The sequence below is a fragment of the Tissierella praeacuta DSM 18095 genome (assembly GCF_900128955.1).
GTDB classification, from domain to species: Bacteria; Bacillota; Clostridia; order Tissierellales; family Tissierellaceae; genus Tissierella; species Tissierella praeacuta.
Window position 1 is genome coordinate 1 of the sequence record NZ_FQTY01000023.1, and the last position, 11,804, is coordinate 11,804.

Below are 11,804 nucleotides of genomic sequence, written 5' to 3' on the forward strand. Positions count from 1 at the left end.
GTATTTGATTTTGAGGATGAAGAATTAGAGGAAATTATAGCAGCACTTAAAGAAAGGATAAAAGATAGAGACATTATTATAAGACAACACGATTTAACTGAATCATCACAGATAACTGAAGATGAAATTTTAAAATACAAGCAATCAAGATACTTATGTAGAACAATAATCAATAAAATTAATGAAATAGTTGAAAGGGGAGTAAACAATGTGGATTAGAAGCCAAAGTAGAAAAGAACTAATAGATGTAACTTCACTTGAGGTAGTAGGTAATACAATTATGTGCAGAAATTGGACCTTAGGAAAATATGAAACAGAAGAAAGAGCTATGGAAGTTTTAGATGAAATACAAGAACAGCTGACTCAATGTGTAGGAGTATCAAATATGAGGGAGATAGCAAATTATGAGATGGAAAGCTTTCAAAGCTATTCTGTGTTTCAAATGCCAGAAAAATAAGGAGGTTGGTTAAATGAAAATAACTGAAAAATTGATGCAGTTAGGATTTGAATTTAAAAAATACTATGGAAATATGGCTTATGTTTTTAGCACACCAAGGGTACCCAATATGAGGTTTGAGCATGACTTTGTATATTATCCAGATGAAAATCAGTTCTATATTAATTGCCATAAAACCAGTCATACAGAAACTATAAAAGAAAAAGAATTAATAGACAATCATAATAATCTAAATGCACCTGCAAAAGATAAATGGCTTGAAATAAGAAAAGAACTCGAAAATTATAAATTTGATGTTTTTGGAGGAATATAAGTGAAATGTTTTGCAGACATCAATGGAATAGTTTGTGTAGTTTTAGTAGACAAAAAAGAAGAGCTATCAAGCGGCAACTTGAAAAGCTCACTACATTAAAAAATATTTAATAAATAAATTATACCATAGATTGGAGGAAATTTAAATGGCAGATTTTTGTTTAAGATGTGGAAGGGCTTTAAAAAATAAAGAATCGGTTGAAAGAGGATACGGTTCTGATTGTTATAAAAAAATAAAAGCAGAAGAGAAAAAACTTGATGAAGTTCAAAAGTTTAATGAAGTAATGGAAGAAATAGAAGGACAAATTAACTTTGTAGATGAACTTAAAAGGAAGTGTTCATAATGAACTGTCCTAAATGTAATAGACCAGTAACAACTAAAAAGTATGAGTTATTCTATTGTCCTTGTGGAAAAATTTTAATGGTAATTGAAGTTAATAAAACAAAGATGGTTGTGGATCATACACCAAAAGAGGAGGAAAAATAATAGATATGCACGTGAATGATATGGATAGAGAAGAACTCCTAATGGAACTAGGTAATTATAGATTTGCACCAGGACACGGTCCTAATTATGAAAAGATGTCAGATGATGAACTAAGAACATTGTTAGAGCGATTTAGAAAGTTATTTGAGGAGGAATAAACATGTCAAATGAAATGGTATTCAAAGAAACTAATACAATGATGATAATAGATGGTTTAAAGCTAGATAGAGTAACGGATTCTATGAATAAGATAAATCAATTTCAACAAGTTGTACAAAACGCATTATTAGAAGGTCATGATTATGGAGCAGCTTTCTATGGTTCCAAAAAACCTAGTCTATTAAAACCAGGAGCAGAAAAGATATTAATGCTTTTAGGACTAGCAAGTGAATATGAAATCATGGAGAAAATTCAGGATTACGAAGAAGGATTCTTCTCATATACCATTAGATGTATTCTAACTAAAGATGGACAAGTAATTACTGAGGGGCTAGGTCACTGTAATAGCAAAGAGAAAAAGTACGAGGGTGATAAGCAAGATAAATATATGTTAGGAAACACATGTCTTAAAATGGCCAAGAAAAGAGCACAAGTAGATGCAGCTCTTACAGTAGGAAGCCTATCCAATATATTTACTCAGGACTTGGAGGATATGGTTCAATTTAATAATAATGAGAGAATTGAAACAATGAACCAAAATGATGCAGAAAACATAAAAATTAATTTTGGTAAGTATGGCAAGAATGGTGGGAAAACACTAGGGGAAATTCTTGCTATAGATAGAGGATATATAGAGTGGTTAAAAGACAATGCAAGAGATGAAGTGGTAAAAAAAGCTGCAGTAATGTTGCTGAACTCTAAAGAAGAAGCAAAAGGAAAAGTAAACAATGAAACTGGTGAAATACACGATGATATACCACTTGAATTTATGGACAACCCATTTGATAGTGAAGAGATACCATTTTAGATTAGGGGGAGAAATCCCCTTAATCTCTAAGAGAAGGTGATAACTAGATGAACTATATAAAAGAACTTAATGCATTTTATGATTGGCTCGAAACAAATTCATTGTCAACATCTGCAATTGCTTTATGGCATGCATTGATGCATATAAACAATAAGGCAGGATGGGCAGAGGAATTTGGGGTAGCTGCATCTGTATTATGTGTTAAAACTGGACTAGCAGACAGAACAATTAGAAATGCAAGAAATGAACTAAAACAAAAAGGAAGAATAGATTGGAGTTCTAGAAAAGGTAATCAATCAGCAATGTATAAAATAATTTCTTTATTAGATACGTTGCCGGCAACTGTTACCGGTAAACCTTCCGGAAATGATATTAAAAAAGATGAAGAAAAAGCCTTGTCGGAAATAAATGCCGACAATGTTTCCGACAACCATGCCGACAAGTGTGCCGACAGTAGTGCCGGCAACCATGCCACATTAAATAAACTAAACGAAACTAAACTAAATGATATAAATACTAATACTACGGAAGTAGAAGAAAATGTTTTTGATGATGAGTTTTCTGAATTAGCAAAGCTATATCAGAATTGCATAGGACAGACTAATGCTTTTACTTCTGATTGGATTAGTTTTAATAAAAGTACTTATGGATTTCAGTGGGTAAAGAACGCATTACTTGAAGCTGAAAGACAAGGGATACGTACAAAGTCTTATGTAGAAAAGATACTTAGTAATTGGAAAAATTGGGGAGGAATGAAATTGTCTACGGATAAAAACATTAGTCAATCTAAGGTAACACCAGCTAAAAAGACCAAGTTTCATAACTTTGAAGGGAGAACTGAAAAATATACAGCTGAACAATTAGACGATGCAGCAGAGAGAAAAAGAAGAGAATACTCTGAAAGACTAAAAAAGCAGAACGAAGTTCTATAAATAAGAAAAACAAAAATCGAGGATAAACCTCGATTAATGTAGAGACTAACATCTTCCGCCAAAGAAACCATCACAGTTACAGAAAATAACCACTAAAAGCAAGAAAAAGAACAGTAAAGAATTATTATTATCACAATCTTTGCCACCTAATAAATCAACCATACAAATACCTCCTATTTAGTATTTGGTCTAAGTAAATAACCTAGTAACAATATATGAAGAGTATTGATAAAGTGTTAATTATTATTTATAGAGGAGTGATGAAGTGAACAAAACTCAAATAATAACAATATCAGAAGAAGCAGCAAAATTACTAAGAGAAAACCCAACATGGACATATAAAAAAGCTATAGATAAAGCTAAGGAGATGATCAGCAATGAAAAGGTTAGTAATGAAGAAACTAAAACTATGGAAAAAGCTAATTAGAGGCACATTACTTAAAGAATATATAGTTAATAGTATTTTAAAATAAGGGGTGTATTTATGGGATATCACAAAGGAGATGCATTTGAAAAAATAATAAATATATCAAATAAAGTTTATCAAAGAAAAGGAATAGCATTAGTACAGAAAATACCTACACCAATGAAACCTATTAGAAGAGGAAAACAAATAACATCAGCTTACTACGAAGAAAAAAGTACACTAGACTATATTGGAGTATATGAAGGAGTACCAATAGCCTTTGACGCAAAAGAAACCAAAGAAGAAAACAGATTTCCTCTTGGCAATATTCAGGGTCATCAAATTGAATTTATGAAAAACTGGTACAACCATGGAGGACTAGCTTTCCTTTTAATCAATTTCACCAAGTTAGATACAGTATATAGACTAGATTGGTTAACTTTAAGTTGGTACTGGAAACAATACCAAGAAAATAGAGGAAAAAGAGGACTTGGAAGCATAGCCTTTAACGAATTTGAATGTAACTGTAAAAAACTAAGGTCTAGAGACGGCATAATGCTAGACTACCTGGAGGGGATAGAAAGTGAAGAAATTAAGAATAACAGATGATAACACAGGAGAAATCCTACTAGAAAAAGAATTCTCAGGAGGATATCACTTTATATATACAAACTTACATGATGCAGGTAAATTACACCATATAAGAGATTTAGACAATGGTAAATTTGGAGGAAAACACTGGATTAAGAATTTTATATATAAACCTATAGCCACAAGATTAATTAAAAAATTTGAAGAACTAAAACATATAAAACCATCAAAGATTTTATTTATAGAAGATATGGACTATGAAGACCCTGAAAATGGTAAATCACAGTGGAGAGCAAAAATATCAAAAGCCAATAAACAATTTACAGTAATGACAGGATATGAATACATCTTAGAAACAAGAAATTACTATATTGAGAGAATGAGCAGAGAACAAATAATAGCTTTAATCTATCACAAACTTAGACATATTGGAAAAGATGGAGACATGGTAAAGCATGACATAGAAGATTGGAATAACATGATAGCAACACTAGGAACAGATTGGGCAACAACCCAAGCAAGAATAAAGAATCTCCTAGAAGATGAAATCCTTTGGAGAGAGTTAGAACCACTGGCAAAGCAATTAAATGTATTTAATTTTCACGAATACAGTAAAGCAGATGGAAAAGATAAAAAGGCTTTATAGGAGGGATAACCTTGGACAAGCTAATACAATTATGTTTCAGAAGCATTATTAGGCAAGTCAATGGAGATAAAGATATTTCAGAACAATACAAAGAGCTAGCCATGGAAGAATACAAAGAACATGAAGACACAATAAAACTTATATATGAAAATAAAAGTTACAAAAACCACGAAAACAAAACGTATAAAAGTAAAAGGTATAAAAACAAATGTACCTATAGAGTAGAGGACATTATTCCAAGGAAAGTAAAGAAAAAACTATATGAGATGGTGAGCTAGAATGGATAGTACATGGCATAACTAAAGGATATGCATAGGAGGAAACTATGAAGAAAATAAGATGTATTAAATGCGGTAAATTACTCCTTGAAGCAGAGGGAAAAGGTGAGACAATATGTCCTAGATGTAAGACTAAAAATACTTATGATACGGAGAAGAATAGTTAAAATGATTTATCGAAAAATGAAAGGAGAAAATTATGATTAAGTTGATTAATATAAATAAAATTTATCATCATCCAGACAATCCTAGAAAGGATTTAGGAGATTTAACAGAGCTGGCAGAAAGCATTAGACAAAGTGGAATACTACAAAATTTAACAGTTGTGCCATGGGATTCAAATATGCCAGAATATGGCGAAGAGGAAGAACGTTATTATGCAGTAATAGGAAATAGAAGATTAGCAGCTGCAAAATTAGCAGGACTTGAAGAAGTACCTTGTACAATATCTAAAATGGATCGTAAAACTCAATTAGCTACAATGCTTCTGGAGAACATGCAAAGAGTAGATTTAACTATTTACGAACAGGCACAAGGATTTCAAATGATGCTAGATTTAGGGGAATCTGTAACTAATATTTCAGAGAAAACAGGATTTTCAGAAAGTACAGTTCGTAGGAGAATGAAACTCCTAGAACTAGATCAGGATAAATTAAAAGAATCAGCTAGTCGAGGAGCCACACTTATGGATTATGCTGAACTGGAGAAAATTGAAGATATAGAACTTAGGAATAAGGTGCTTGAGAAAGTAGGGACAGATGATTTCAATTGGTCATTGAGAAATGCAATTGATAGAGAAAAGAGAGCAAAAGCATTTGCAGAAATAATAGAGAAGCTTGAGGAGTTTGCAGAAAAAACAGAGAGTAGCAATAACCTAAGACGTGTACAATATTTTAATGGATATGGCGATGATGAAGTTGTAAAACCAGAGGATGCAGATGAAGTAAAATATTTTTATGAGGTAAGTCAGTCATATATTACTTTATATAAAGAAAGTGTGGATGCAGAAAAAGATTCTGATAGGGAAGAAAAAGAAAGAATTAAAAGAGCAAAGAGAGATGCTAGAAGAGTAGAACTAGGGGAGATATCCAAAAGAGCATATGAGCTTAGGAAAGAATTTGTAAAAGGAATATCAAATACTAAAGCAAGAAAGAACATGGACAAAATAATAGAGGTTGCCATATATGCAATTGTAGAAAGAAGTTGTAACCTAAGCTATAAAGAAGTATCAGAGCTACTTAATATAGATATTAATAATAAAGACAATGAAGAACTTGAATGGAAAGACATAGCTAATCATATTTGGAAACAACCAGAATTAAATTTATTATTAATAGTCCATGACACTATAGACTATAGAAATAGTACCTATTTTGATTATTTTTGTAGACATACTCCTAACAATGACCTTGATTATATATATGATTTCCTCCAAAAATTAGGATATAAAATGTCAGAGGAAGAAAAACAACTTCAAGATGGAACTCATGAATTGTTTATAGTAGAGGAGGAATAGAATATGGAACATGCTTTAGTTAAAGTAACCAACGGAGAGTTGTATCCATATTTAAAAGATATTACATTATGCGGAAGGGTTGAAGATGGTGAAAGTTGGGGGACTATAGGTAAATTTTATATATATGGTTGTAAGGATGAAGAACAAAAACAATTTTATAAAGGAATATTAGCTTTTGATAAAGGAACAGGTGTAATTGGGTTACAAACAGTTGAAGAAGTAGAAAAGTTTTGGCTTGATGGATGTGACGGAATGTTTCTAACTATAGAAGAAGGGGATTATGAGATTATAGAGAAGCTATAGAATTAATTGTTATTTATGTGAAGTAAGAAAGGAGAAATAGAAGCTATAAAGGTTACTTTTGAAGTTAAGTATCCAGGAAAAAGAAAGTATATAGATCACGAGGAATATTATGAAGTAATCTAAAATAGGAGGATGAAAATGAAATATAAATTATTATGGAGCGAAGATAATGATATGGCAATGGGTTATAAAGGACACTTTAAGTCAGAAGAAAACTTTATTGAACAAGTAAAAGCAGAGTTCAAAAGTTTTGATAATAAAGATTGCATAGTAAAAGATATAAAAATTGAGCCTTGCATAGAAACTGAGAGCGGACTTCCAGGTGATGTAGTAATTCCTCTATCAACAACAGATATAGAAATAGCAAATTATTATACGGCTACAGTAATTGAATTAGATTAATGAGCAATGTGTTATTTATGTGAAGTAAGAAAGGAGAATAGTAATGGTTAGAATAATAAGTTTTGAAGATGATTGTGCTCAAGTAGATTGGGCTGATGCTGTTGATGAAGGTATAGCAATTGGGCTTAAAGTTGCAATGGAAAACAGAAACAGAGAAATAGAAAAAATTGATGTAAGGATACCTAGCGGATATGGGGTAGCTACTGATTACACTATTAAAAATGAATGCCCTAAATGTAGGGGAAAACTTATAAAAAAAGGTGTCCATAATGGGTGTTATGATGGAGAATTTACCTATGTAGATAAGTTAACTTGTGAAAATGATTGCTTCTTTTATTATTCAGAATTAAGAGAGCACAATGGAATTAAAGATTAATATATCACTGAATATGATAAGAAAAATATTCACCAAATTAAATAATTAGAGGCTCTAGAAGCCCAGGGAAATTAAATCCTTGGGTTTTTCTTTTTTCAACAATGACAATGATGTCAACCAAATGGAGAAAACATAAGACTTTCGTCAACCAAGGAGGGAGGATATGCAGGAACTTATAGCAGAAATAGAAAGACTAAGGAAAGATTTAAACAATACAATAACAGAGCTTAACAAAGTAGGATATACAAAAGCAAAGGCAGAGTACCTATATAGAGTAGCATTAGCAAAAGAAATTCTTTTAAATAAGGATAGAGGATTGCCAGCTACATTAAATAGTGACGTTTCTAGAGGAAATGAGATTGTAGCCAAATGTAAATTTAATAGAGATTCAGCAGAGTCTTTATATGACTCTACATATGAAAGACTAAGAGCAATTAAAGTAGAGATTGGAATAGTAACAGATCAGATGAATGCTATTAGGAAAGGGGAGTAGAACTATGCAACTGAAAAAAGAAATAGAAATTTGTATAAAGAAAACATCAGAAAAAACAGCTAGGGAAGTAGTAGAATCATTAAAGAAACAAAGAATGATTAAAATCGATATGAATTTTTATAAAAAGACAGAAATAGTATTATATAATTATGAAAAATTAAAGTTAGCAGTAAAGCAAAAAGAAGAAGATATAGAATATATAGAGAAAAATGGATTACCTGGAAAATCAAAATCAATAGTATTCTATAGTACATCAGGTGGAAATGTAAGTGCTGGAGATAGATATATAGAATTAATAGAAAAATATAAAGTTGAAAAAACAGAAACTGAAAGAGATATAGCAAGAATAGATAATGCATTAGATAAGATAAGAGATGATAAATACTTTGAAATAATAGAATTAAAATATTTGAAGCAAGAAGCAAAAACAGATGAAGAAATAGCAGAAATGTTAGAAAAGGATAGGACTACTATTTGTAGGAATAGAAGTAGACTATTAAATACAATAAAGACTATACTATTTCCGGAGAGCATAAAAGAAATATTATAAAAATGATTTTGCACATTTCATGCACATTTCATGCTATTGTGTGTAACGAATATATATAGTAAGATGATATTGTGGAAAAAATGTAGAATATATACAGGTCTTCCAAATCATATGTCTTATAAAATTAAATAAGGATTTACACTAAGTCTCACCAATACAGGTGGGATTTTTTAATGCTCCTTTTGATGTGATGGGCGGTGTGAGTATATTAACCTAATATCAGAAAAAAGGAGATGTCTAATATGTTAAAACCACCTATTTGTAGAATGGGAGGAAAAAGTAAATTAAGAAAAACTATCATAGATATGATACCCACTCATGTATGCTATGTTGAATTATTTTTTGGTGCCGGGTGGGTGTATTTTGGTAAAGAACTCAGCAAGGTAGAAGTAATTAATGATATAGATAAGGAATTAATAAATTTATTTAAAATGATTAAATATCATGCTCCTGAAATTGAACGAATGCTAGATTACCAGATAAGTAGTAGAGATATGTTTGAGGAGTATAAAAATTACACTATAGATTATCTAACTGAAATAAATAGAGCAGTAAGGTTTTTATATCTAATAACTCAGTCCTTTGCAGGGAAAGGTCAACACTACGGATATGGAACTACAAAAATACCATCTCAACAAATATTCTATAAAAATTTATTAATGGATTTAAAAGATAGGCTTAGAAATACTTATGTAGAGAATTTAAGCTTTGAAACAATAATCGATAAATATGATAGAGAACATACTTTTTTCTTTGCAGATCCACCTTATTTTGAAACAACGGGATATTCAGATGAGTTTGGAGAGAAACATCATTTATTGCTTAGAGATAAACTAATTAATTTAAAGGGTAAGTTTCTATTAACTATAAATGACCACGAAAGCACAAGAAAATGGTATAAAGATTTCAATATTAAAGAAAAAGAAGTAGCCTATAGTGTAGCTAAGGATATGGAAGCAAGAAAAAAATATAAAGAATTAATAATAACTAACTATTAATTAGAAAGGAGCTTATAGGCTCTTTTCTGTTATTAAGAGGAATTGATGAAGATGAAAGAATATATAGTATATAGATGCAAGATATGCGGCAAAACATTTATATTATTATCTGAAGAAGTAAAATTTAATGAAAAGCAAGGAAATTATGTTAGCTGTCCATTTAAGGGACATAAAAATATAGTAGTAACAGGAGCTTATGACTCTATAAAGGAATGTATGCAGGAGAGAAGTTATAAGAGAGATAAGGGTAAGATGAAGCAGATAAAATAATTAGATAAATGCATAGTGCCTTTTATATTTTATTTTTAAATGAAAGTCAGCAATTAAGCCAACTATTTATTAATAGTAACAATGAAATTTAATAAAAATATACTTTTATAATTATTTTATCGTTAAAAAGTGAAGATTTATCATAATCCTAGATAATTAAGCACTAAAAAAGAAATGGCAGCATTATCCTGCTGTCATTTCTTTTTATATTTTAGTTTTCACAGAGAAGTCCATTGAGGGGGAAGCCCTCAACAAACTATTTCTATAATTATAATGATTAATATACACCAGTACTCTACTGGATAACTGGTAATAAAAATCATTAACCATAGAAACTTCCCCATGGAAACACCTCATTTCAAATTTAATTTTTCTATTTAAATATACAATATAGTTTATGAAAATAATAGTTGTATTTATTACCAAATCAAAATTGAGAAAATAATTGTATTTATTATCTAAACAATATGCATAAATTATCAGAATATGTCGAACGATTATTGAAGGATTTTCTCCTTTCTTGTAGAATAAATAAAGGGAAAGGAGAGGATGATATATGGGACTAAATGAGTTAATTAAAAAAGGAGAGACGTTTTACAACCAAGTACAATCAAGTGAATTTGGAGGCGACTATATTAAAGGAGAAGATTACGAACAATGGATAACCGAAGTAGCAATACACATGGAAAAAGAATCATTGCCATCTGTAATAAAAAATAGGCTTGATAAAACTTTAGAAAATGCAGTCGGGAATGGTGCCGAATACCTAGAAACGATTTTAGGTATACTTAAAGCAGTTAATAAAAATGGTAATAAATAACAAAGTCAAAGAGCCCGGTGAACTGACCTTTGTCAAGTAGACAATCAATTTAATTAAAATTTATGCACATTAGGATGCATGGTTTCGATATTCTAAAGGAGCCATGCATCCTAATCCTTTTTGAAATCTTTTTTACTATGATATAATTATGATAAAAGAAGGAAGGTGTTATATAATGCAACAAGAAAATGTAACTGATAAAGAGTTTTTAGAATTATATGAAAAAATATGTAAAAAGTCTACTAATAATGGAATTGCAACACGTGAATGTGTAGCGATGGAATTTTTAAAGATATTTAAAGAAAAACCTGGAAAAAGAAATGCTAAGAATATAAAGAAGCTAGAACCTATATTGAAAGCAATAAATGCCTGGAAGTTTGTAGATGAAGAAATATTAAATAAATATATTTAGGAGGCACTTTTACGAGTGCTTTTTTAATGTAACAAGACAAACAAATAGTAGAAGTGTTGAGGTGGTGATATGACTAAGAAAAAGCGGAGAAATGTAACATATAAAGATTGGGTAACGGAAGAAGGATTAATAAAAATAGAAGGATGGGCAAGAGATGGATTGATAAATGAGGATATATCCAAAGAAATAGGAATACACCCATCCACTTTATATGATTGGCAAAATAAATATCCCGAGATAGCCGAGGCCTTAAAAAGGGGAAAAGATGTAATTGATAGACAGGTTGAAAATGCTTTATTAAAAAGAGCCTTAGGTTATGATTATAAAGAAGTTACCCAAGAAAGAATCATAAAAAAAGATATAAAGGGTGACCCAATGACTGATTTACATGGATTCCCAATAGCTGAAATGGTTACAACCAAAGTAGTAACAAAGCAAGTAACACCAGATACTACAGCCCAAATATTTTGGTTGAAGAATAGAAAGCCAGAGCAATGGAGAGATAAGCAACAGGTAGAACATAGTGGACAAATTGACACTGGATTAAATAAACTAAATTCCATATTAGAACAGCTAAAGGAATGATAG

23 protein-coding genes are annotated in these 11,804 nt (G+C 30.6%); all 23 read left to right on the forward strand.

Annotation, left to right across the window (positions count from 1 at the left end; genetic code table 11):
* Positions 1-219, forward strand: a 219-nt coding sequence (locus tag BUB33_RS16175) for a hypothetical protein (RefSeq protein WP_159429215.1), incomplete at its 5' end; no start/stop codon positions are given.
* On the forward strand, positions 209-457 hold the full coding sequence (locus BUB33_RS14375) for a hypothetical protein (RefSeq protein WP_072975635.1): 249 nt from the start codon (positions 209-211) through the stop codon (positions 455-457). The genes BUB33_RS16175 and BUB33_RS14375, both read left to right, overlap by 11 nt.
* A gap of 13 nt (positions 458-470) precedes the next feature.
* A complete protein-coding gene (locus BUB33_RS14380; protein ID WP_072977723.1) occupies positions 471-770 on the forward strand; it encodes a hypothetical protein in 300 nt (99 codons plus the stop codon).
* 145 nt (positions 771-915) lie between these two features.
* Entirely contained in the window at positions 916-1,113 is a 198-nt protein-coding gene (locus tag BUB33_RS14385) for a DUF6011 domain-containing protein (RefSeq protein WP_072977725.1), read from the forward strand.
* Entirely contained in the window at positions 1,113-1,256 is a 144-nt protein-coding gene (locus tag BUB33_RS16180; RefSeq protein WP_159429216.1) for a hypothetical protein, read from the forward strand. Before BUB33_RS14385 ends, BUB33_RS16180 begins: the two co-directional genes overlap by 1 nt.
* A gap of 5 nt (positions 1,257-1,261) precedes the next feature.
* Complete coding sequence (locus tag BUB33_RS16185) at positions 1,262-1,414, forward strand: hypothetical protein (protein ID WP_159429217.1); 153 nt, start codon at positions 1,262-1,264, stop codon at positions 1,412-1,414.
* A gap of 2 nt (positions 1,415-1,416) precedes the next feature.
* A complete protein-coding gene (locus tag BUB33_RS14390; RefSeq protein ID WP_072977728.1) occupies positions 1,417-2,223 on the forward strand; it encodes an exodeoxyribonuclease X C-terminal domain-containing protein in 807 nt (268 codons plus the stop codon).
* Positions 2,224-2,270: 47 nt separating this feature from the next.
* Positions 2,271-3,155 (forward strand): helix-turn-helix domain-containing protein, encoded by an 885-nt coding sequence (locus BUB33_RS16450; protein ID WP_174905295.1) that lies wholly within the window; start codon positions 2,271-2,273, stop codon positions 3,153-3,155.
* A gap of 265 nt (positions 3,156-3,420) precedes the next feature.
* Positions 3,421-3,582, forward strand: a complete 162-nt coding sequence (locus BUB33_RS16190; RefSeq protein ID WP_159429218.1) for a hypothetical protein — start codon at positions 3,421-3,423, stop codon at positions 3,580-3,582.
* Positions 3,583-3,639: 57 nt separating this feature from the next.
* Positions 3,640-4,170, forward strand: a complete 531-nt coding sequence (locus BUB33_RS14400) for a Holliday junction resolvase RecU (RefSeq protein WP_072977730.1) — start codon at positions 3,640-3,642, stop codon at positions 4,168-4,170.
* Entirely contained in the window at positions 4,145-4,798 is a 654-nt protein-coding gene (locus tag BUB33_RS14405; RefSeq protein ID WP_072977732.1) for a putative metallopeptidase, read from the forward strand. Before BUB33_RS14400 ends, BUB33_RS14405 begins: the two co-directional genes overlap by 26 nt.
* Before the next feature lie 11 nt (positions 4,799-4,809).
* Positions 4,810-5,076 carry a hypothetical protein gene (locus tag BUB33_RS14410; RefSeq protein WP_072977734.1) on the forward strand — a complete coding sequence of 89 codons (267 nt, stop codon included), beginning with the start codon at positions 4,810-4,812 and terminating at the stop codon, positions 5,074-5,076.
* 199 nt (positions 5,077-5,275) lie between these two features.
* Positions 5,276-6,592, forward strand: coding sequence for a ParB/RepB/Spo0J family partition protein (locus tag BUB33_RS14415; protein WP_072977735.1), 1,317 nt, complete (start codon positions 5,276-5,278; stop codon positions 6,590-6,592).
* A gap of 3 nt (positions 6,593-6,595) precedes the next feature.
* Complete coding sequence (locus BUB33_RS14420; protein WP_072977736.1) at positions 6,596-6,895, forward strand: hypothetical protein; 300 nt, start codon at positions 6,596-6,598, stop codon at positions 6,893-6,895.
* Between the two features lie 138 nt (positions 6,896-7,033).
* The gene (locus BUB33_RS14425) at positions 7,034-7,297 is read left to right on the forward strand and encodes a hypothetical protein (RefSeq protein WP_072977737.1); all 264 of its coding nucleotides are present in this window, start codon (positions 7,034-7,036) and stop codon (positions 7,295-7,297) included.
* A 43-nt stretch (positions 7,298-7,340) separates the two neighbouring features.
* The gene (locus BUB33_RS14430; protein ID WP_072977738.1) at positions 7,341-7,673 is read left to right on the forward strand and encodes a hypothetical protein; all 333 of its coding nucleotides are present in this window, start codon (positions 7,341-7,343) and stop codon (positions 7,671-7,673) included.
* A gap of 163 nt (positions 7,674-7,836) precedes the next feature.
* On the forward strand, positions 7,837-8,166 hold the full coding sequence (locus BUB33_RS14435; protein ID WP_072977739.1) for a hypothetical protein: 330 nt from the start codon (positions 7,837-7,839) through the stop codon (positions 8,164-8,166).
* 4 nt (positions 8,167-8,170) lie between these two features.
* Entirely contained in the window at positions 8,171-8,716 is a 546-nt protein-coding gene (locus BUB33_RS14440; RefSeq protein ID WP_072977740.1) for a sigma-70 RNA polymerase sigma factor region 4 domain-containing protein, read from the forward strand.
* Positions 8,717-8,958: 242 nt separating this feature from the next.
* A complete protein-coding gene (locus BUB33_RS14445) occupies positions 8,959-9,714 on the forward strand; it encodes a DNA adenine methylase (protein WP_072977742.1) in 756 nt (251 codons plus the stop codon).
* Between the two features lie 45 nt (positions 9,715-9,759).
* On the forward strand, positions 9,760-9,984 hold the full coding sequence (locus BUB33_RS14450) for a hypothetical protein (RefSeq protein WP_084725492.1): 225 nt from the start codon (positions 9,760-9,762) through the stop codon (positions 9,982-9,984).
* A 556-nt stretch (positions 9,985-10,540) separates the two neighbouring features.
* Positions 10,541-10,804, forward strand: a complete 264-nt coding sequence (locus tag BUB33_RS14455; RefSeq protein ID WP_072977744.1) for a hypothetical protein — start codon at positions 10,541-10,543, stop codon at positions 10,802-10,804.
* A gap of 175 nt (positions 10,805-10,979) precedes the next feature.
* A complete protein-coding gene (locus BUB33_RS14460) occupies positions 10,980-11,216 on the forward strand; it encodes a hypothetical protein (RefSeq protein WP_072977747.1) in 237 nt (78 codons plus the stop codon).
* Between the two features lie 69 nt (positions 11,217-11,285).
* Entirely contained in the window at positions 11,286-11,801 is a 516-nt protein-coding gene (locus BUB33_RS14465) for a transposase (RefSeq protein ID WP_072977749.1), read from the forward strand.
* Positions 11,802-11,804: the final 3 nt, after the last annotated feature.

Bases quoted from the DNA above. Each gene is read 5' to 3' on its own strand.
- BUB33_RS14375 (WP_072975635.1), top strand. From the start codon at position 209: ATGTGGATTAGAAGCCAAAGTAGAAAAGAACTAATAGATGTAACTTCA.
- BUB33_RS14380 (WP_072977723.1), top strand. From the start codon at position 471: ATGAAAATAACTGAAAAATTGATGCAGTTAGGATTTGAATTTAAAAAA.
- BUB33_RS14385 (WP_072977725.1), top strand. From the start codon at position 916: ATGGCAGATTTTTGTTTAAGATGTGGAAGGGCTTTAAAAAATAAAGAA.
- BUB33_RS16180 (WP_159429216.1), top strand. From the start codon at position 1,113: ATGAACTGTCCTAAATGTAATAGACCAGTAACAACTAAAAAGTATGAG.
- BUB33_RS16185 (WP_159429217.1), top strand. From the start codon at position 1,262: ATGCACGTGAATGATATGGATAGAGAAGAACTCCTAATGGAACTAGGT.
- BUB33_RS14390 (WP_072977728.1), top strand. From the start codon at position 1,417: ATGTCAAATGAAATGGTATTCAAAGAAACTAATACAATGATGATAATA.
- BUB33_RS16450 (WP_174905295.1), top strand. From the start codon at position 2,271: ATGAACTATATAAAAGAACTTAATGCATTTTATGATTGGCTCGAAACA.
- BUB33_RS14400 (WP_072977730.1), top strand. From the start codon at position 3,640: ATGGGATATCACAAAGGAGATGCATTTGAAAAAATAATAAATATATCA.
- BUB33_RS14415 (WP_072977735.1), top strand. From the start codon at position 5,276: ATGATTAAGTTGATTAATATAAATAAAATTTATCATCATCCAGACAAT.
- BUB33_RS14420 (WP_072977736.1), top strand. From the start codon at position 6,596: ATGGAACATGCTTTAGTTAAAGTAACCAACGGAGAGTTGTATCCATAT.
- BUB33_RS14425 (WP_072977737.1), top strand. From the start codon at position 7,034: ATGAAATATAAATTATTATGGAGCGAAGATAATGATATGGCAATGGGT.
- BUB33_RS14430 (WP_072977738.1), top strand. From the start codon at position 7,341: ATGGTTAGAATAATAAGTTTTGAAGATGATTGTGCTCAAGTAGATTGG.
- BUB33_RS14435 (WP_072977739.1), top strand. From the start codon at position 7,837: ATGCAGGAACTTATAGCAGAAATAGAAAGACTAAGGAAAGATTTAAAC.
- BUB33_RS14440 (WP_072977740.1), top strand. From the start codon at position 8,171: ATGCAACTGAAAAAAGAAATAGAAATTTGTATAAAGAAAACATCAGAA.
- BUB33_RS14445 (WP_072977742.1), top strand. From the start codon at position 8,959: ATGTTAAAACCACCTATTTGTAGAATGGGAGGAAAAAGTAAATTAAGA.
- BUB33_RS14450 (WP_084725492.1), top strand. From the start codon at position 9,760: ATGAAGATGAAAGAATATATAGTATATAGATGCAAGATATGCGGCAAA.
- BUB33_RS14455 (WP_072977744.1), top strand. From the start codon at position 10,541: ATGGGACTAAATGAGTTAATTAAAAAAGGAGAGACGTTTTACAACCAA.
- BUB33_RS14460 (WP_072977747.1), top strand. From the start codon at position 10,980: ATGCAACAAGAAAATGTAACTGATAAAGAGTTTTTAGAATTATATGAA.
- BUB33_RS14465 (WP_072977749.1), top strand. From the start codon at position 11,286: ATGACTAAGAAAAAGCGGAGAAATGTAACATATAAAGATTGGGTAACG.